Here is a 16,934-nt window from a genome sequence, read left to right as displayed (position 1 = left end):
AAAGTGATATGCATACAATGAACATGCTAAAAACTGCTTAGAATTTTGGCACGGGTAGATTGTGGGCTTGAATGGTTGCTTTGAGCGTATTAACCATGAGCATGGCAATTGTCATAGGGCCAACTCCTCCTGGAACAGGAGTGATTGCAGCGGCTTTTCCTTTTATTTCTTCAAAATCAACATCACCGACAAGACGTGTTTTTTCCACACCATTTTCTGGTGCTGCAATGCGGTTAATGCCAACATCAATAACAATGGCACCATTTTTAACCCAGTCTTTTTTAATCATTTGTGGGTGACCGACAGCTGCTACTAAAATATCAGCGCTACGACATACGTCGTCAAGGTCACGTGTACGACTGTGGGCAATCGTCACAGTAGCATTTGCGGCTGTTAAGAGAGTAGCCATAGGTTTTCCGACGATATTAGAGCGTCCAACAACAACGGCATCAAGACCAGATAAATCTCGTCCGCATTGTTGTTCAATCATCATCATGGCACCAGCTGGTGTACAGGGAATGATAGCGTCTTCAAATGCATTGGTTGCGAGTTTTCCTACATTGATATAATGAAAGCCATCAACATCTTTTTGGAAAGCAATGGCTTGTGTTACGCGGTTTGTATTAATATGGGGGGGCAAAGGAAGTTGCACCAAAATACCATGGATTTTAGGATCAGAGTTTAAGGTTGCAATGAGTTGAAGAATTTCTTGTTCTTCTGTTTCTTTGGAAACCATATATTTTACTGAAAAAAAACCACATTCTTCAGCTTTTCTGCTCTTTGATGTGACATATATTTGACTTGCGGGGTCTTCTCCAACAATGATAACGGCGATACCAGGCTGTATATTGTAGTTATTGCGGAGTTTTGTCGTTTCAGCCTTAACTTTCGTAATAATCTCTTCAGCGAGTTTTTTTCCGTCGATAATATTATTCATAAGGGAGATCCTTTCGGTAAGGCTGTCTATTTTTTTTGTAAAGCATTTTTTGACAATACAATAGAGTTTTATTAGCAATATTCATATGAGAACAATAAGAATGGTTCGATAGTTTTGTGTATTTTATAATTTTTGCAAACCTTTAAAATAATTGCTTTGTAAAGAAGCAGCAACATTGCTGTTTCAATAAACTTTGGATAAGAACAAGAAATGAAGTTCTCAAATGAGATTTGGCGGATTTGAGGGTTATAAGAAACTTTTTAACAGTTATTTAGGTTTTCTTTTAATCTGTTATAGAGGTAAAATTTTAGAGGAATGTTGTGCACGCCAGAATAATAAAATTTTTGAGACGAATTTTCATTACAATTATTGTTCTGTTTGGATTTGGTATTCTCATTTTACCTTATCTTGTGTCTACAGATACAATACGTATTCGTTTAGCACAGGATTTGAGTGCGTGGACGGGCTATAATGTGCAATTGCGTGATCCACCGCGGTTAAATCTTTTTCCTTACCCCAAAGCATATCTTTCCGGTGTTACTTTAACATCAAAAATGAATAATGCTGTACCGTTAATGGAAGCTGAATCAATAGAAGTTGATCTTTCTTTGATGGATCTTCTTTGGGGTCATATTTCTTTTTTAGAGACGCGAATTGTGCACCCGCAATTTGTTATGGAAAAGCCCGTTAAAACAGTAGCAGATTTTTTTGATAGATTTTCACGGTCACAAGGAGCATTAGGATTAGCAATACGCAATGCTCGTGAAATAATTAAACATAATCCTGATCAGTCAGATATAGAGCATCTTTTAAAGCAACCTTTTGGGCGGATTGTGATCGAAAATGGCATACTTGTATATCATGATAGTATTTCCGGTATGCCAGAAAAAATAACGGGATTAAATGCGACTTTAGATTGGCCCGAATCGACCCAGGAAGTGCAGTTTCGTGCAGATGCTCGTTGGCGTGGAGAGTTGACAAAATTATCAATTGATGCCGATCAAGCGTTGCTGCTTTTAGCAGGAGGGAAAAGCCAAATGAAGGCCAGTCTCAATTCTGTGCGTGGTGGTATAACCTTTATAGGGCAGGCACGATTATCTGAATATTATGTTTTTGACGGAAAGGTATCGATGCGTTCTCCGGGTTGGAATCAGACATTGGCTTGGATTGGAGGTAACCAGTTTTGGGGATATAGATTAAAAACTCCTATTGTATGGGAGTCTCGTTTTTTAGCGCAGCCAATGCATATCCAAATGAATAATGTTACATTTACGATGGGTACAGCAAATGCGCGTGGAGCGTTAGAACTTGATTTTCAGGATGCTGTACCAATTGTAATTGGATCTTTAGCATTTGATAACCTAGATTTTAACCTCTTAGGATTAGTGTTTTCTTCAGTTAAGGAAAAGAAGCCATTCTTAACTATGGCAATTTTTGATCGTATTGGGGTGGATGTACGGCTTTCAGCGCCACAAGCAAAAGTAGGTAATGTTGCGCTCACAAATTTAGCAGCTGCGATACAAATAAAAAATGGGCATGGCATTTTTGATCTTGGACATGCAAATATTTTTGGTGGATCACTCCAAAGCAATATCGAAGTTGCAACAGCTGGTCAGAAAGTACGTATTGAGGGACGTGTTTCAGGTACCTCCGTTGATATGCAGGCTGCTTCAGAGATTCTGGGAATTGTCCCATTTGCACAAAGCAAAGCGAATTTTACCATGACGGTACAAACGCTTGCTCGGTCTTGGTCAGAAATCTTTACGAAAATGCAGGGAGAATTGGCACTGAGTATGTCTTCTGGTCGACTATTAGGATATGATTTGAATGATTTACAGACAAAACTTTCAAAAAGTGAACAATTTTTTTTAACGGATCACGATGCCCTTTCAACAGCTTTTGATCTATGGGATATTCAAACAAGCTTTTCAGATGGTACGATAAGGATAACAGAATCATTAATGCGTACGGAGGATTGGAGGCTATCCGTTTGGGGAATAATTGCGTCTGCTATAATGAAAGATCAGAAAAACGAGTTTACATTACAGGCACAATTACGAAAAAGCCATAGCTCAGAAACTTTATGTAGCGATGTCCAATGTCTCGCTAATAGCCTTGAGAGACCTTTTACCTTTTCTCTTAGCTCTACAGAACAAGGTCGCGGCGATTTTTTAGTTAAAAAAGATATTAATGCAGATTGATGACCGTTTTTCATTTAGCACTGGCAGGAATTGTAGAAAATTACTAGAAAATATTGTATTATTATAAAATTTTAGAGATAAGCCAACCGGTGCTTATTGAATCTCAGAAGAAATACCATAGCCATCTTTGGCAATTGTACGTTTCCCGTCCGCTCCAACAGAGCCAATTCCTACAGTAATCAGAATAAAAGCTAAGAGGGCAGAAATAGTAATAATTGTGGCTTTTTTAGCAGACATATTTTTCCTAAAATCATGCAATCAATGATTGACTGCAATGGTAAATAGTGTGTGTTTATAAAATTGTGTGAAAGAAGAATCACTTAGTGATCCATTTGTTCCACTATTATCTCATAAAGCTAAAAAAACTCTATAATTCTTTCTCTTATTATAGTTCTATAGATATATTTTTTTCTTTTTGCTATATATTTTTCTCCATTTTTTCGATAATTATAGTTAGTTTTGATACGACTTTTTATGCGCATAAATTATAAACTTAAAAGATTATTTATCCGGCAACCTCTTGCTTTGAATAAAGAAATAAAGATAGAAGGAGCACAAGCTTCTTATCTTATACGTGTTTTGCGGATGCAAGTAGGAGCCGAAATTTTACTTTTTAATGGACAGGATGGTGAGTGGCTTGCTAAACTCATCACCATTAAGAAAAAATTTGTTGTAGTTCAGCTTATCCAGCAAGAAAGATTGCAAACGACGCATTCGAATCTCATTTACTGCTTTGCTCCGCTCAAAAATGCGCGTTTGGATTATATGGTGCAGAAAGCTGTTGAAATGGGGGTATCGGTTTTGCAGCCTGTTATAACGCATCACACACAGGTTACGCGTATCAATATGGCACGTATGGAGGCTAATGTTATTGAGGCTTCTGAACAGTGTGGCATTTTATCTTTGCCTGAATGTGTCTCTGCTGTCTCAATAGCAGAACTTTTAGCACGTTGGGATAAGACACAACCTTTGTTCTTTTGTGATGAAGCGCACAAATCGCATAATCCATTACATCTTTTAAAGAATTATGAAATTACAACATCTGGTGTCCTTATTGGACCAGAAGGTGGATTTAGTGAAGAAGAGCGGAACTTTTTAAAAAAGCACCCTTTTGTAATTCCGATATCTTTGGGACCGCGTATTTTACGCGCCGATACTGCAGCTGTTGCTGCTTTTGCTCTTCTTAATGTTACCGTGGGGGATTGGTCAATTAATTGAGAAGTTTGTAAAATTATTCTAAACAATTCATTAAAAATGATAGAACTGATGATAGGATACAATAAGTTATGGCGCTTGATATAACTGATGAAAGTGAAATTTATAACTTAGATTCCTTGGTTAGTTATTTCCAAGGGGGGTGTAAGGCAAAAAATGATTGGCGTATTGGTACAGAACATGAAAAGTTTCCCTTCTATAGAGATGGTTTTCGTCCTGTCCCATATGAAGGGAAAAGGGGAATTCGTGCACTTCTAGAGGGAATGCAAGAAGCTTTAGGATGGAAGCCTATTCTAGATGAAGGGAATATTATTGGCCTTGTTGGATCAGTTGATCAAGGTGCTATTTCTTTGGAACCTGGAGGACAATTTGAATTGTCTGGTGCACCACTGAAAACGATTTGTCATACTTATTCTGAGGTTATGGAACATTTAGCACTTCTCAAGAAGATTTCAGGGCCATTGGGGATTGGTTTTCTCGGTATGGGTGCTAGTCCAAAGTGGACTTTGGCGGAAACTCCCCGCATGCCTAAGTCACGTTATCAGATTATGGCCGATTATATGCCAAAAGTTGGTCACAGTGGTCTTGATATGATGTATCGCACATCGACTGTTCAGGTTAATCTCGATTTTTCATCTGAAACTGATATGCGGCGAAAAATGCAAGTATCAATGAAGTTACAGTCCATTGCGACAGCATTATTTGCCAGTTCACCTTTTACGGAAGGCAGTCCGAATGGCTTTTTATCTTGGCGCTCTGAAATTTGGTGTGACACTGATAATCAAAGGTCTGGAGTCCTTCCCTTTGTATTTTCTGAGCATTTTGGTTTTGCTGATTACGTTGAATGGGCACTTGATGTACCAATGTATTTCGTTGTGCGCGACGGTCGTTATTATGATTGTACAAATATAACTTTTCGTCAGTTTATGAATGGAGCATTAAGAGATAAGATTGCAAATTCAATGCCTAATATGGGAGATTGGATTAATCATCTATCCACTTTGTTTCCCGAAGTGCGCTTAAAACGATTTTTGGAAATGAGAGGTGCTGATTGCGGTTCTTGGAAGCGTATATGCGCGTTGTCGGCTTTTTGGGTTGGGCTTCTTTATGATAGTGAAGCCCTTAATGAAGCAGAAGCTTTGACAAAAGATTGGTGTTTTGAAGAAGTTTTAGATATGCGCAAACGTGTTCCTAAAGAAGGATTAAGGACCCCTTTTCGTCAAACCATAATTTTAGAAATAGCTCGTCAAGCTGTTACTATTTCACGCAAAGGCTTAAAAAATCGCTGGAAATATGATGCTGATGGTTTTGATGAGACAAATTTTCTGGATTCCCTAGAAGAGGTGATCACAATGGGTCAAACAGACGCTGATAAATTTTTGTCCCTTTATCATTCTATTTGGGATGGAACTGTGGAACCTCTATTTTTAGAATGCGCCTATTAAATTTTGGGAAAAAAGAAAAACGCTTTGTACCTCTAGAGAAGTGTATATTTGTGTTGCTCATTCACGGACTTTTTTTTAAAGAGACATTGCACCCCCCCCAGTGTCATTCATAAAGGGTATAATGAATTTTATTGGGCATTGTCATTTTTACTTATACAAGTAACAGATCAGAACTATAGTAATACTGTATCAATCTAAAATTGTATTTTTTTGCATTAAAACGACTCATTAAAGAGCCATATTTAGCTCTTTCTAAAACATTTTTTATCCACATACCCATCCCACTTGTGATGCGCAAACAAATGATTTTTTAATGCACTTTAAGACAATTCTAGAGTGAGAAAATCTTACTGTATTCAGGATCCCCATTCAAGTGGCAACATGATGAATTACCCTTATAAATCAAAATACTGCGCTAAAAGAGCATTTTTTTGAAAATACGTTTTCAATATTAACGCTTATTCTGTTACTCACTATTTATATCTACCTTATATAACTGTTTCTTTTTTGTATCAATACATGTTATCTACTATGGATATACAAGGTGCTCTTTGAAAGAAAAAGACAAGAGTTGGATTTTTGTGCTGATAAGGCAATAAGCACTTCTTTTGTTGGCTAAAGGTGTATATTATACTGCCTCCATCTTTTAAAATAGCAATATCTTACTGGTGATATTGTCTCCCTTTTAGCGTTATGAATATGATATACCTGTACAGCGGAGCGCACACAGCGGCTGTATTTTAAAAACGAGTTACAGAATTGTGTGTTATCATTCTCTCTGTAACCATGATTTGCTCTTCTCGACAATGCCAGCTAGAAAATTTTATGCATACGCAAACATTTGGATCATAAAAATCTGTTTCAAGCTTTTCTAAGAAGAAAATTCGTTTTAATTATCCTAATCAGCATCGGATTTTATTGCGTTAGCTTTAAAAGCCTTAAGTTTCCTTTTTAAGTTGTTAAGTGTTGACTTTTCTTTATCTTCTTGCCACAAACCTGCAAAGCGTCCACAAAAAACAAGCATTATATGATAATGCTTTAAGAGATCAAATTCTAGAAGATCAGTTCGCAACTCTATTAAATATCTCCAAAACTGCCCCTCATCATATTCCATAGTATGACAGACTTTATCGCTCCCTTGAACGCTTCTATATATTCTTTTGCTATTTCTACCTTTTCGCGGTACTCTAATTCTTTATAGATTTCATTTAGATAGGTTTGATAAAATTTATTGTACTGGTTGAGATTGTTCGTATTATTATTTTCAAATAATACTAAGATAGAAAATAAAAATATTACAGTATGCATCATTGAAAATTTAACTTCTTGTTTTAATAAAAAAACAAATTTTGAATACAACTCTTGCTACAATTGATAATGCTTAATTAATCAGCGTAGATTATATAGTATGTGGTATTTATGTTGATGATTTATTACAAATTATATTCAATGATACATACAGTACGTATCGTATTGTATTTCAATATGAGATTATGAATCTAAAAATCTTCGTGTTTATGTTTATAAGGAATATTTTATGACTGCGGAGAATTCACAACAAATGTTTCAAAAAACAGAAAAGAGGCTTCCACTAGACGCTAGGAAAGAAAATGTAAAGGCTATTTCCAGCAAACCGATACGTATTTAAAAACAGATAGCGATGAAAGCTGCTGAAACTGTCGCCAATAAAATTGGCAAGGATGGTTTGATTTTTTATCTTCTTTAAACAGTTATTCGTAGATAAAAAATCCTTTTCTAACCGATAAATTAAAAATAATGATTTTGTAAAAAATTTGTAAGTTTTATATTTTATTTCCAGTTATTACGCATCATCTTATTCAATATTAAGTATAACAAGAGTGAGCATAAACAATGACATTCAATTTTTTCATCAATTTATTTCTATTTGTTATTTTTTTGTTATGGCTTGCTCAAAGTAAGAGGATGAAATGGAGCCTTTCATTGCGCGTTATGCTAGGACTTATCCTTGGCTTGATTTTTGGAAGTGTTTTACAAGTTATTTATGGAGAAGGTGAAGCCACTTTGTTGAAATCTGTTGAATGGTTTAACATTGTTGGAGATGGCTATATTTTATTACTACAAATGATTGTTATGCCATTGGTTTTTGTCTCTATAGTCTCAGCGGTTGCTCATTTGCATTCTATTTATGCTGTTGGAAAAATGAGTATAATGACAATTTCAATATTGCTCTTTACAACTGCTCTTTCAGCGTTGGTTGGTGTTTTTGTGGTTAATGTTTTTGAATTAACGGCGAATGGTTTGGTACATGAAGGGCAAAATGTTTCTACTATTCTCGGGGATCGTATTTCTCAACTTGGAGATATGAGTGTCCCAAAAATGATTTTATCCTTGATTCCTAAAAATCCATTTGCTGAGTTAACTGGAGCCAAGCGTACATCAATTATCAGTATTGTTATTTTTGCATCTTTTTTAGGAGCTGCAGTTCTTCTTTTAAAGAAAGATGATCCAGAAAAAGGGGAAAAAGCACTTTTATTTATTCAAGTCGCACAATCTTGGATTATGCGATTAGTCCGTATTGTGATTGCTTTGACTCCTTATGGTATTTATGCACTTATGACGAAGGTAGGAGCAACCTCGCATGTTACAGATATTTTAAATTTATTGGTTTTTATCATCGCTTCCTATGTTGGTATTATCCTTATGTTTGTAATTCACGGTGTGTTGCTCGGTATATCAGGAATTAATCCCTTCCGTTTTTTTAAAAAGGTTTTGCCGGTTTTAACATTTGCTTTTAGCAGTCGTTCAAGTGCTGCAAGTATTCCCCTGAACATTGAGGCTCAAACACAATGGATTGGTGTACCACAATCAATTGCGAGTTTTGCGGCCTCTTTTGGAGCAACAATTGGACAAAATGGTTGTGCTGGTCTTTATCCAGCAATGCTTGCGACCATGATAGCACCATCGGTGGGGATTAATCCCTTAGATCCTACTTGGATTGCTACCCTTGTTGGTGTTGTAACGTTAAGTTCTATTGGTGTTGCTGGTGTTGGTGGTGGCGCGATTTTCGCTGCATTGATAGTGTTGCCAATTATGGGGCTTCCTGTTTCTTTAGTTGCTGTACTCATGTCTATCGAGCCCTTGATTGATATGGGGCGTACAGCTCTAAATGTAAGTGATTCAATGTTGGCTGGAACTATAACCAGTCAGATGTTACGGACAACGGATAAAAGCATCTTTGAAAAATAATTTGCATGTTGAGTTTATGTTTTTTTTTGTTGTTTTACTAAAACATCTGCAAGAGATATTTTCGCAGAGCCCGGTTGTAGAGGTTTTTGCTGGTTTGGGTGAGGAGCCCAACCAGAGAGCCAGATGAAAGAAAAACATGCGCGAATGCGGCCATCAGGATCGCTAAATCGTTGTGCATAGATTTCAGCCGCGCGAAGAAAAAAGCGCTTAGATACAGGGCGTCGTGAACGATTGATGAGCGCATTTTGCATTCCCATAGCTTTAAGGTCATGCATAAGATCAAACATTGTATTGTAGCGTATTGTGATATCTTCAATATCTGCTACAGGTAAAGCAAAACCAACACGCTGTAAAAGAGTACCTACATCACGAATGTCAGCAAAAGGATAGATTCTAGGGCTTGCTCCGCCATAGATTTCAATTTCAGCTTGTAGGAGGCATTCGCGTAATTCTACTAGCGTACCAGCCCCAGCCATAACAGCCAAAAATAAGCCATCTGGTTTAAGGATATTTTTTATTTGACTCAGAACACCAGGGGTATCATTGGTCAATTGTAATGAAAGAAGTGAAACGATAAGATCACAATAATTTTGAGGGAAATCAAGAAGTTCTCGATGTCGTAAATGAAATTTTTTATCATGGCTTCGGTAAAGTATGTCGGTTTCGACGCGTTCTATGGAATGGACTTTTCCAGATTTCATTAAAACTTGCGCGGCAAGATCTGTATGACTGTGTAAATCTAGAGCTAATGTAAAGAGACGATCAACAGTACTGAGACGTTTATAAAGATCTTCGGCCATATGAGACAGTAAGAAATCATATCCCTCTTTTGCTTTTTGAAAAGCACGTTTGCGGTATTGTTCAATGCGGTCATGATCAAAAATTAAAGGATGTGACATATCGTTAAGGTCTTTCGATCTGTAATATAGTTATATTTTGAGAAGGTTCATTTTTGCGCGTTTATGGTGTGAAAGAAAAGCAAATTTACAAAGAGTAAGAATTTTTAAAGGAATTACAATTAGAAAATACAAAAGAATTTTTTTGTGCAGGGAAGCTATAAAAGCCGAATTTAATGATGTTATGCTTTCAAGGAATGGCTTTAAATAGCGGGAATATATTGAGTAAGTTCATTGAGGGCTTGCTAACAATTTTATATCCGCCCATTTGCCCTGGATGTAAGCAAAGAGTTTCTGCTTATGGTACGATTTGCCCTGAATGTTGGAAAAGTTTGCAATTTATCACAAAACCTTATTGTCCTGTTATGGGGACGCCTTTTGTTTGTGATATGGGGGATGGTTTTCTCAGTGGTGAAGCTCTTCAAAACTCTCTTCCTTTTTCGCGTGTTCGCTCGGTTATTGTTCATAAAGGGGTGGCGCAAGTTCTGGTAACGCGATTGAAATATGGTGATCATATAGAACTGGCATCTTTTATGGCTAATTGGATGCTTTTTGCTGGCCGTGAAATTATTGATGATTGTGATGTTATTATTTCCGTTCCTTTGCATTTTCGTCGTTTTTTTAAAAGACGTTATAATCAATCTGCTGAGCTTGCTCGTTATATTGCAGTAGCGCAGAAAAAGATTTTTAAACCCAGCTGGCTTGTGCGTTGTAGGCATACTCGTCCGCAGGTTAGTTTATCTGCTAAGGAACGAAAATTGAATGTGTTGAATGCTTTTGAGGTGCCACGTAAAGTTAAAAAATATCTAAAAGGACGTTCTATTTTGTTGGTTGATGATGTTTTCACAACAGGTGCGACAGTTACAGCCGCAGCTGCAACATTAAAACGTGCAGGTGCGCGGCAGGTTGATGTGCTAACTTTTTCGCGTGTACTAAAAGAAGCTTCTATATTTCCTGATTCCTGAAGGGTTCTTAAAGTTAATACTATTTTGAAAACATTGGAGAATAATACTATGAAAGAGATAAAACTTTATACACGTCCTAACTGCCCTTACTGTACGAAAGCACGTGATTTGCTTGATAAAAAAGGGGTGAAATACATAGATATTGACGCAACAACTTCTCGTCGTCAAGAAATGGTGCAACGAGCGAATGGACGCAATACATTTCCGCAAATTTTTATAGGTGATTATCATGTCGGTGGTTGCGATGATCTTTACGCTTTAGAAAATGAAGGGAAGCTTGATTCTTTGTTGCAAGATGTACAGCAATGGTAGATTACGCCTAAGACTTTTTTGCAAGAAGCAGATAGTTAACGTCCATATCTCTTGAGCGATTCCAGCTGTCGTTTAATGGATTATAAGTAATACCGATCTCATCAATGACAGTCACAGCATTTTCTGATAAGAGATTTTTAAGTTCCTGAGGTTTTAGGAACTTTTTATAATTGTGGGTTCCTTTTGGAAGCCAACGTAAAATATATTCAGCACCTACAATAGCCAATCCCCATGCTTTCCATGTGCGGTTGAGTGTTGAGACAAACATCAACCCTTGTGGTTTGAGCATTTTTGCTGTGGCTGCTATAAAGAGGTTAACATCAGCCACATGTTCAACAACTTCCATATTGAGGATGATATCGAATTGCTCTCCTTCATTGGCTAAGGATTCTGCAGTAGTAGTGCGGTAATCAATTGAAAGGTTATTTTGGGCTGCGTGGATTTTTGCAACTTCGATATTCGTTTGTGCCGCATCAGCTCCTACAACTATAGCGCCAAGGCGTGCTATAGGCTCGCATAACAAACCACCTCCACAACCAATATCGAGAATTTTCAAATTTTCGAAGGGCATAAGTGAAAGAGGATCACGATGAAATTCTAAACAGATCTTTTCTCTAATGTAAGAAAGACGTGCCGGATTGAATTGATGAAGTGGTCGAAATTTCCCTTGTGGATTCCACCATTCAGCAGCAATACGCGAAAAGTGATCAATTTCACTCTGATCAATAGTGGTACGCGTTTCATTCATCATACACATCTAACATAAAAAAACAATAAAGTCAATGTGTTAATATGAATTTATAGTGTTTGAATCCTTTTCGGAATTCACACTTTAATGTGTAATTTAATTGACCTATTTTTTATAAAAGATTACCACGCATGAACAGAGTATAAAAAGCAAATGACGCTATAAATATGATGACACATATAAGCAATTAAATTAAATGCAAATTAAATATCATCATAACATTTTATAATACAGCTCTATTACAACACAAACTGCATTGTTAAAAGCTCAATTATTTAAAATTGTCGATAACATAAAAAGAATTAAAGAACGCGTGAGGGGGAATTCATGAAAAATTACACTTTAGTTGATGTTGCACAATTGGTTGATAAGTAAATCATGATGCAAACAAAAGATGTAACAAAAATTTTAAAAGACTTGGCTGGGAACCATATTATGATGACGTGTATGACGCATCTACTTATTATTATTTTTCCGATCGCATTGTGTGCATCAGTTATGAAGTGACAGATGGATGGGAGTGCAGAAAATTTTTACTGGGAGCAAGAGTTATCACTGCTCCCTATCTCCTTGCTTGGGAGGGTGCTAAAGGTAAAAGGTTTTGATCTGAAGGGATACTGTTTTCTGAAGGTGGTTTTGGGATTAAAGCCTCGGAGTTTTTTGAAATCCATATCAAGGAATCTTTAGACAAGGTAATCGCATGGGCACAAACACAAAATATTGAACAAAAATTATGCCAAGAATTCACAAATGGCATTGTCAAAAACTCTGTTGTTGCAAAGGCTGTACTCGGTGATATAGAAGCTTTAAAGCGTTATAAATCTAATCCCCAATTATATGTGCCAGAATTTGCTGATTATAAAACGACAACATGGATTGAGCGTCTTCTTCTTTTTGTACAATCCTACAAAAATGGAGAACTGGATGATATTCTGGCTCATAAAAATTCTTTATAACGACGAAATCACCAAAGATTGTCCACAATTTGATGTTGGATTTTCGATTAATACTGACATTCTTACTGCTGCCTGTAAGGTGATTGATCCTATCAATTCTCAAAATTTGTCAGATCTACAACTTCATTTTGATAAGAGGGGATTAACAATATATGGAGAAGGGGTATGTGTGGATCGCCTAAAATTAGAATTTTATTATATTTTGGAATGGATGGTAGAAAAAATTGATCTTTATAAATTGTTTTAGTTCTAGGTATGGTGCACCACATTGGAAAAAAGCGAAATTAAAGCGTATAAGGTGATCAAGGTGAATGACGCGTATTATGATTTATTTCATTACTACTCTTTTTTTCTTGAGTGATACTAGACGTTACAGTTTTATAATCAAAGTTTTGTTATGGAGGATCATGTAGGTTTTAATGATAGTATTCAAAAGATTCATCTTGAATACGCACTGATTTTAGCTAAAGAAGTGGGAAAAGCCAAACAATTAAGCTATACTTTGATTGAGCAGGTGGCAGAAATGCGTGACAATAAACTAAGCTTTTCCAGCTAGGAGCAGCCTTACTTTTGGAAGAAAAAATTGCAAGGTTTATTCGGAAAAAGGACAACAAATAGCTCCTTAAGAGATACAAAAAAATTATAGAAGGTAGGGTCCTAACCAAAGCCGTTATTATCAGTTTAGTGTACTTACCAGTGGTGTATCTTACTATTTAGCCGGCAGCGATATGAAGTATGAAGCTGCTAACCTTAAGGCATATGATGGTATGCAATTTGTGCAGGTGGTTTTCACATCGTCGCTTTAATGCAAGACTTTAGCAGCTCTGATTTAAAGCTTGAGGAAAAAAGAGTAAGGAAATTTTACGATATTCGGGTCTCTAATTCAAGAAAAACGATAAACTGTCTTTCTTGCAACTCCTCAATAGTGTTTCTAAATACCAAAGTCTAGATGCCTGATAACAACCCCTTGATCTGTATTGTTGTGTGCCTAAACACTCTGGATGTTCATTTCTTAGACTTCATTTAAATATTCTTGGAGATTTTGAAAAGTCTGGAGTGATATTATGAGAAGGGGTATCTATTTTTTCATTTGGCGGCAAAATGCACACGCTGTATTATTTGCAATTTTGATTGCACGGTATCTTAATAAGAATGTTGGAAAAATGTGGATTTGAGAGTATGGGTGCAAGTGGTCTCGTCTGTGTTTTCCAGTTATAGTTTTTTATAGCTTGAAAAAAGCCCTTTTGAAGCAACAGTAAAGCTGATAAGTGCGTAAAATAGGCTGGCAACGACGTTCCAGCCGGCAAATGAGAGAAAAAGAAAGCGCATGGGCGCTTCAGAACAAGAAGGAGGATGGATGTTGTTCAAACGGTTGAACAGTTGATTAACGTCTGTTATTCTTCTCATTGCGCTTAAACCACAACTGGAAGGAGCTGGCCAAAAACCATATTCAATACCCGCATGATACACCGCTAAAACAAAGCTGATGGTCATTAAGATAAAAACACATAAAAATAAAAGCTGCACCCAAAAAGACATGCGGAAAAACCATGCCCCAAAACCTGCTAAAATCAAAAATGGTATAGCACCATAATATGGAAAACGTTCAATGAGACATAAATCACAAGGAAGATATCCTCCTATGTGTTCAAAACTAAGCGCTAGGCCTATCGTGCCTAACATGCAAAAAGCGAGAAAAAAAGCCCATAAACTTTGCTCTTTTCTGCTTGGTTCAAGATGAAAGTGCTTGTGCAAAATATGCTGAGAAGAAAAAATGTGTGCCATTGAGCATGTTCCTTAAAATAAAAGGTGCTTGTTCACAAAAGCTATGAAAATTCCATAGATTAATAAGAGAATAACACAACCAATCAGGATAATCCATTTGAAGTGACGAGTAAGAAAATTTATTACTTGTTGTCCAAAACGTTGAATGAGCCACGCGAGAAGATAAAAACGAGCTCCCCGAGCAAAAATACAGGTGAGAATGAAAAGTTCAAGATGCACACCTATGACTCCGGCTAAGATCGTGACAATCTTGATAGGGGGAAGGTGTAAAAAACCTGAAGTTATCAGTAAAATTATAAGAAATTGTAGTGTTGCATTGTTCTGTAACGTTTGAAAGTTTTCAACTTGACCGTAAAATTCTAAAATCGGTTTAGCTATAGTTTCATAGGCAAAATGTCCAATGAACCAACCCACAATTCCCCCCAAAACAGAACATATAGTAGCAATAAAAGCGTACTGATAAGCTTGACGAGGACGGATAAGTGCCATCGGAATATACAAAACATCTGTCGGAATCGGAAAAACAGAACTTTCAATAAAGGCAATGAAGCCAAGCCAGTGGGGAGCTGTACGTCGATTCGACAAAGAAATTGTCCAAAGTTTTAATTTCTTTAATAGCATAAGAGCTTTCATAAGTCTAAGAAGTAAAGACTTTACAAATTGTATTCTATAAATCGGGTGAAGCAAATGCTCCTTAAGTTCGCGCTTTAACTGTTGTTTGTAAAAAAATATCTAATCCTCATGCTATTACATAGTTGAAAAAGATTAAAACGGTTCAGTATTGTAGAGAAAGTCCTATTTTTATTGAGGTAGGTATATTGTGTAATCTGTTTGGAAAATTTTTGAAACGGAAATACAGTTTCATTTTTACGGTTTTCAAAAGTATAAGAAACGTATCAGCCAAACCAATATGTTTGAATGGTATATAGTTTCTTCTCATCAGACTATGACGGGGCAATGTAATAAGCTAACAAAACAATCTCATTAGCATGGATATCATAACGGAACTTATATTCCATATCTTCTGGTCTTATTAATCCAGATTTTAAAAGCCTTGTGATAAAGGTCCCTGTTCTGGTAAAAGGATTGAGAATAGAGATACCACGTGTTCCCAAGTTCTGCGAAAATTCATTTCGTAAAACATCATTGAGGGAATTAAGATAAAATCGATAATTCCAATCGGGAAATAAACAATTCCAAGCTTATCGATTGTCCTTTTGAAAGCCTTGGCAAAAAACTTTCATGAAGTTTAATAATAAGATTCTGTTTTGCGTGTGGTTCGGTAATGCCCACTGTACAAAACTTGACATTTTTGTAAAATTTTTCAAAATCTCTCGTTTCTTCTTGTTTTATATAGTTGTTTAAGTTGTTTTTTTAATTCCTTATGAAAACTATCAAAGGTATGGCGTGCTTTGCTTATCTCATCACAAAGCATGTCTTTAAGACGCGTAATATGGTTCTGTGCAATCTCAGCAACATTACCATCAAAATTTTCCCAATAACCAATAATCTGTGATTTCAAAACTTTCCAGAAAAATTATCTTGATAAAATCAACAAATTCAGAAGAGTGGAATAATTCTCCTTGTTCTTTATACGCCGATTTGAATTTGCTTTCCGCTGTTCCAATGACACGTCTAGCACTTTCTGATTTTGTTTGTGTCGAGACTGTATCAACAGTTGTGGTGAGTTCCTGTAATTCATTAGCACGTTTAATCTCCACAATCTCAATAGCATTATGGCTGCTATCTTGTCCTACAGACATTTGATTAATCGTTCTAGCAAATCTCTCATCATGGGAATGTAAAGCATGCGAAACCTGCAAGAAAACGCGGTATCTCTTATTGTTTCGTAAAGCTTTTTTAGCTTCTAGGTGTGAATGACAACCGGTAAAATGATATAACCTGTCTTTTTTCTCTTGGCACGACGTATCACACGTCCCACTGCTTGTATCACATCCAGTTGGCTATTGCGCGGATGTAAAAACAGTATCGCATCAAGAACAGGGACATCAATTCCTTCCGAAAAACACCATACATTGCTTAAGATCCGACAAACATTTTTACTGGCATCTTCTTTAAACCAATCCAGTTCCTCATTGCGTTTTTTACACTTTGTGTTCCGTCAATATATCTTACTTTACAGTTAAGAAAGGGAACAGTTTTAAGGAAATCATTGATATGAGGTTTTATAACCCGATTGAATGCCTTTGTAATATATTGAGAGGTATCGATATCTTTGCAAAAAG

18 protein-coding genes are annotated in these 16,934 nt (G+C 36.4%); 8 read left to right on the top strand and 10 right to left on the bottom strand.

Annotated features, from left to right (window positions below):
- Positions 1-37 precede the first annotated feature (37 nt).
- A complete protein-coding gene (gene folD, locus LBE40_RS05685; RefSeq protein WP_004860669.1) occupies positions 38-937 on the bottom strand; it encodes a bifunctional methylenetetrahydrofolate dehydrogenase/methenyltetrahydrofolate cyclohydrolase FolD in 900 nt (299 codons plus the stop codon).
- Positions 938-1,257: 320 nt separating this feature from the next.
- Here folD and LBE40_RS05680 point away from each other — a divergent pair, with 320 nt between their 5' ends.
- A complete protein-coding gene (locus tag LBE40_RS05680) occupies positions 1,258-3,138 on the top strand; it encodes an AsmA family protein (RefSeq protein WP_004860671.1) in 1,881 nt (626 codons plus the stop codon).
- A gap of 93 nt (positions 3,139-3,231) precedes the next feature.
- Here the strand turns inward: LBE40_RS05680 and LBE40_RS05675 are convergent, their stop codons facing one another.
- A complete protein-coding gene (locus LBE40_RS05675) occupies positions 3,232-3,375 on the bottom strand; it encodes a hypothetical protein (protein ID WP_004860673.1) in 144 nt (47 codons plus the stop codon).
- 237 nt (positions 3,376-3,612) lie between these two features.
- Here LBE40_RS05675 and LBE40_RS05670 point away from each other — a divergent pair, with 237 nt between their 5' ends.
- The gene (locus LBE40_RS05670; RefSeq protein ID WP_004860675.1) at positions 3,613-4,356 is read left to right on the top strand and encodes a 16S rRNA (uracil(1498)-N(3))-methyltransferase; all 744 of its coding nucleotides are present in this window, start codon (positions 3,613-3,615) and stop codon (positions 4,354-4,356) included.
- A gap of 68 nt (positions 4,357-4,424) precedes the next feature.
- Positions 4,425-5,798: a glutamate--cysteine ligase gene (locus LBE40_RS05665; RefSeq protein WP_004860676.1), complete on the top strand. Its 1,374-nt coding sequence runs from the start codon at positions 4,425-4,427 to the stop codon at positions 5,796-5,798.
- An 898-nt stretch (positions 5,799-6,696) separates the two neighbouring features.
- Here LBE40_RS05665 and LBE40_RS05660 read toward each other — a convergent pair.
- Positions 6,697-6,912, bottom strand: coding sequence for a hypothetical protein (locus tag LBE40_RS05660; RefSeq protein ID WP_004860680.1), 216 nt, complete (start codon positions 6,910-6,912; stop codon positions 6,697-6,699).
- A 758-nt stretch (positions 6,913-7,670) separates the two neighbouring features.
- Between LBE40_RS05660 and LBE40_RS05655 the strand changes: the two genes are divergently transcribed.
- Positions 7,671-9,026, top strand: coding sequence for an L-cystine transporter (locus tag LBE40_RS05655; protein WP_004860688.1), 1,356 nt, complete (start codon positions 7,671-7,673; stop codon positions 9,024-9,026).
- Between the two features lie 14 nt (positions 9,027-9,040).
- Here LBE40_RS05655 and LBE40_RS05650 read toward each other — a convergent pair whose 3' ends face one another.
- Positions 9,041-9,925, bottom strand: coding sequence for a methyltransferase domain-containing protein (locus LBE40_RS05650; RefSeq protein WP_004860691.1), 885 nt, complete (start codon positions 9,923-9,925; stop codon positions 9,041-9,043).
- A gap of 176 nt (positions 9,926-10,101) precedes the next feature.
- On the opposite strand from LBE40_RS05650, the gene LBE40_RS05645 reads away from it, so the two are divergent.
- Both LBE40_RS05645 and grxC read left to right on the top strand, forming a co-directional pair.
- Entirely contained in the window at positions 10,102-10,887 is a 786-nt protein-coding gene (locus LBE40_RS05645) for a ComF family protein (RefSeq protein ID WP_040297105.1), read from the top strand.
- 48 nt (positions 10,888-10,935) lie between these two features.
- A complete protein-coding gene (grxC, locus tag LBE40_RS05640; RefSeq protein WP_004860699.1) occupies positions 10,936-11,199 on the top strand; it encodes a glutaredoxin 3 in 264 nt (87 codons plus the stop codon).
- A 7-nt stretch (positions 11,200-11,206) separates the two neighbouring features.
- Here the strand turns inward: grxC and ubiG are convergent, their stop codons facing one another.
- Positions 11,207-11,950: a bifunctional 2-polyprenyl-6-hydroxyphenol methylase/3-demethylubiquinol 3-O-methyltransferase UbiG gene (ubiG, locus tag LBE40_RS05635; RefSeq protein WP_040297076.1), complete on the bottom strand. Its 744-nt coding sequence runs from the start codon at positions 11,948-11,950 to the stop codon at positions 11,207-11,209.
- Positions 11,951-12,871: 921 nt separating this feature from the next.
- Here ubiG and LBE40_RS05630 point away from each other — a divergent pair.
- Both LBE40_RS05630 and LBE40_RS05625 read left to right on the top strand, forming a co-directional pair.
- Positions 12,872-13,150 (top strand): hypothetical protein, encoded by a 279-nt coding sequence (locus LBE40_RS05630; RefSeq protein WP_004860703.1) that lies wholly within the window; start codon positions 12,872-12,874, stop codon positions 13,148-13,150.
- A gap of 150 nt (positions 13,151-13,300) precedes the next feature.
- Positions 13,301-13,459, top strand: coding sequence for a hypothetical protein (locus LBE40_RS05625; protein WP_004860705.1), 159 nt, complete (start codon positions 13,301-13,303; stop codon positions 13,457-13,459).
- Between the two features lie 656 nt (positions 13,460-14,115).
- Here LBE40_RS05625 and LBE40_RS05620 read toward each other — a convergent pair.
- From LBE40_RS05620 to LBE40_RS05605, 5 genes are all read right to left on the bottom strand, one after another.
- Entirely contained in the window at positions 14,116-14,688 is a 573-nt protein-coding gene (locus LBE40_RS05620; protein WP_004860712.1) for a disulfide bond formation protein B, read from the bottom strand.
- A 12-nt stretch (positions 14,689-14,700) separates the two neighbouring features.
- A complete protein-coding gene (locus tag LBE40_RS05615; protein ID WP_040297106.1) occupies positions 14,701-15,309 on the bottom strand; it encodes a YqaA family protein in 609 nt (202 codons plus the stop codon).
- A gap of 703 nt (positions 15,310-16,012) precedes the next feature.
- Entirely contained in the window at positions 16,013-16,210 is a 198-nt protein-coding gene (locus LBE40_RS08480) for a hypothetical protein (protein ID WP_004860715.1), read from the bottom strand.
- On the bottom strand, positions 16,173-16,511 hold the full coding sequence (locus tag LBE40_RS05610) for a hypothetical protein (protein ID WP_004860718.1): 339 nt from the start codon (positions 16,509-16,511) through the stop codon (positions 16,173-16,175). Before LBE40_RS05610 ends, LBE40_RS08480 begins: the two co-directional genes overlap by 38 nt.
- A 44-nt stretch (positions 16,512-16,555) precedes the next feature.
- The gene (locus LBE40_RS05605) at positions 16,556-16,777 is read right to left on the bottom strand and encodes a helicase-related protein (protein ID WP_245256419.1); all 222 of its coding nucleotides are present in this window, start codon (positions 16,775-16,777) and stop codon (positions 16,556-16,558) included.
- Positions 16,778-16,934: the final 157 nt, after the last annotated feature.

Source organism: Bartonella taylorii (assembly GCF_023920105.1).
GTDB lineage: Bacteria > Pseudomonadota > Alphaproteobacteria > Rhizobiales > Rhizobiaceae > Bartonella > Bartonella taylorii.
This window is presented reverse-complemented; position numbering and strand designations above follow the sequence as displayed.

Excerpts from the sequence above, each read along its gene's own strand:
- ubiG (WP_040297076.1), bottom strand. The coding sequence starts at position 11,950 with ATGATGAATGAAACGCGTACCACTATTGATCAGAGTGAAATTGATCAC.
- LBE40_RS05670 (WP_004860675.1), top strand. The coding sequence starts at position 3,613 with ATGCGCATAAATTATAAACTTAAAAGATTATTTATCCGGCAACCTCTT.
- LBE40_RS05660 (WP_004860680.1), bottom strand. The coding sequence starts at position 6,912 with ATGGAATATGATGAGGGGCAGTTTTGGAGATATTTAATAGAGTTGCGA.
- grxC (WP_004860699.1), top strand. The coding sequence starts at position 10,936 with ATGAAAGAGATAAAACTTTATACACGTCCTAACTGCCCTTACTGTACG.
- LBE40_RS05625 (WP_004860705.1), top strand. The coding sequence starts at position 13,301 with ATGGAGGATCATGTAGGTTTTAATGATAGTATTCAAAAGATTCATCTT.
- LBE40_RS05675 (WP_004860673.1), bottom strand. The coding sequence starts at position 3,375 with ATGTCTGCTAAAAAAGCCACAATTATTACTATTTCTGCCCTCTTAGCT.
- LBE40_RS05665 (WP_004860676.1), top strand. The coding sequence starts at position 4,425 with ATGGCGCTTGATATAACTGATGAAAGTGAAATTTATAACTTAGATTCC.
- LBE40_RS05655 (WP_004860688.1), top strand. The coding sequence starts at position 7,671 with ATGACATTCAATTTTTTCATCAATTTATTTCTATTTGTTATTTTTTTG.
- LBE40_RS05620 (WP_004860712.1), bottom strand. The coding sequence starts at position 14,688 with ATGGCACACATTTTTTCTTCTCAGCATATTTTGCACAAGCACTTTCAT.
- LBE40_RS05630 (WP_004860703.1), top strand. The coding sequence starts at position 12,872 with ATGATATTCTGGCTCATAAAAATTCTTTATAACGACGAAATCACCAAA.
- LBE40_RS05615 (WP_040297106.1), bottom strand. The coding sequence starts at position 15,309 with ATGCTATTAAAGAAATTAAAACTTTGGACAATTTCTTTGTCGAATCGA.
- LBE40_RS05645 (WP_040297105.1), top strand. The coding sequence starts at position 10,102 with ATGTTATGCTTTCAAGGAATGGCTTTAAATAGCGGGAATATATTGAGT.
- LBE40_RS05650 (WP_004860691.1), bottom strand. The coding sequence starts at position 9,925 with ATGTCACATCCTTTAATTTTTGATCATGACCGCATTGAACAATACCGC.
- folD (WP_004860669.1), bottom strand. The coding sequence starts at position 937 with ATGAATAATATTATCGACGGAAAAAAACTCGCTGAAGAGATTATTACG.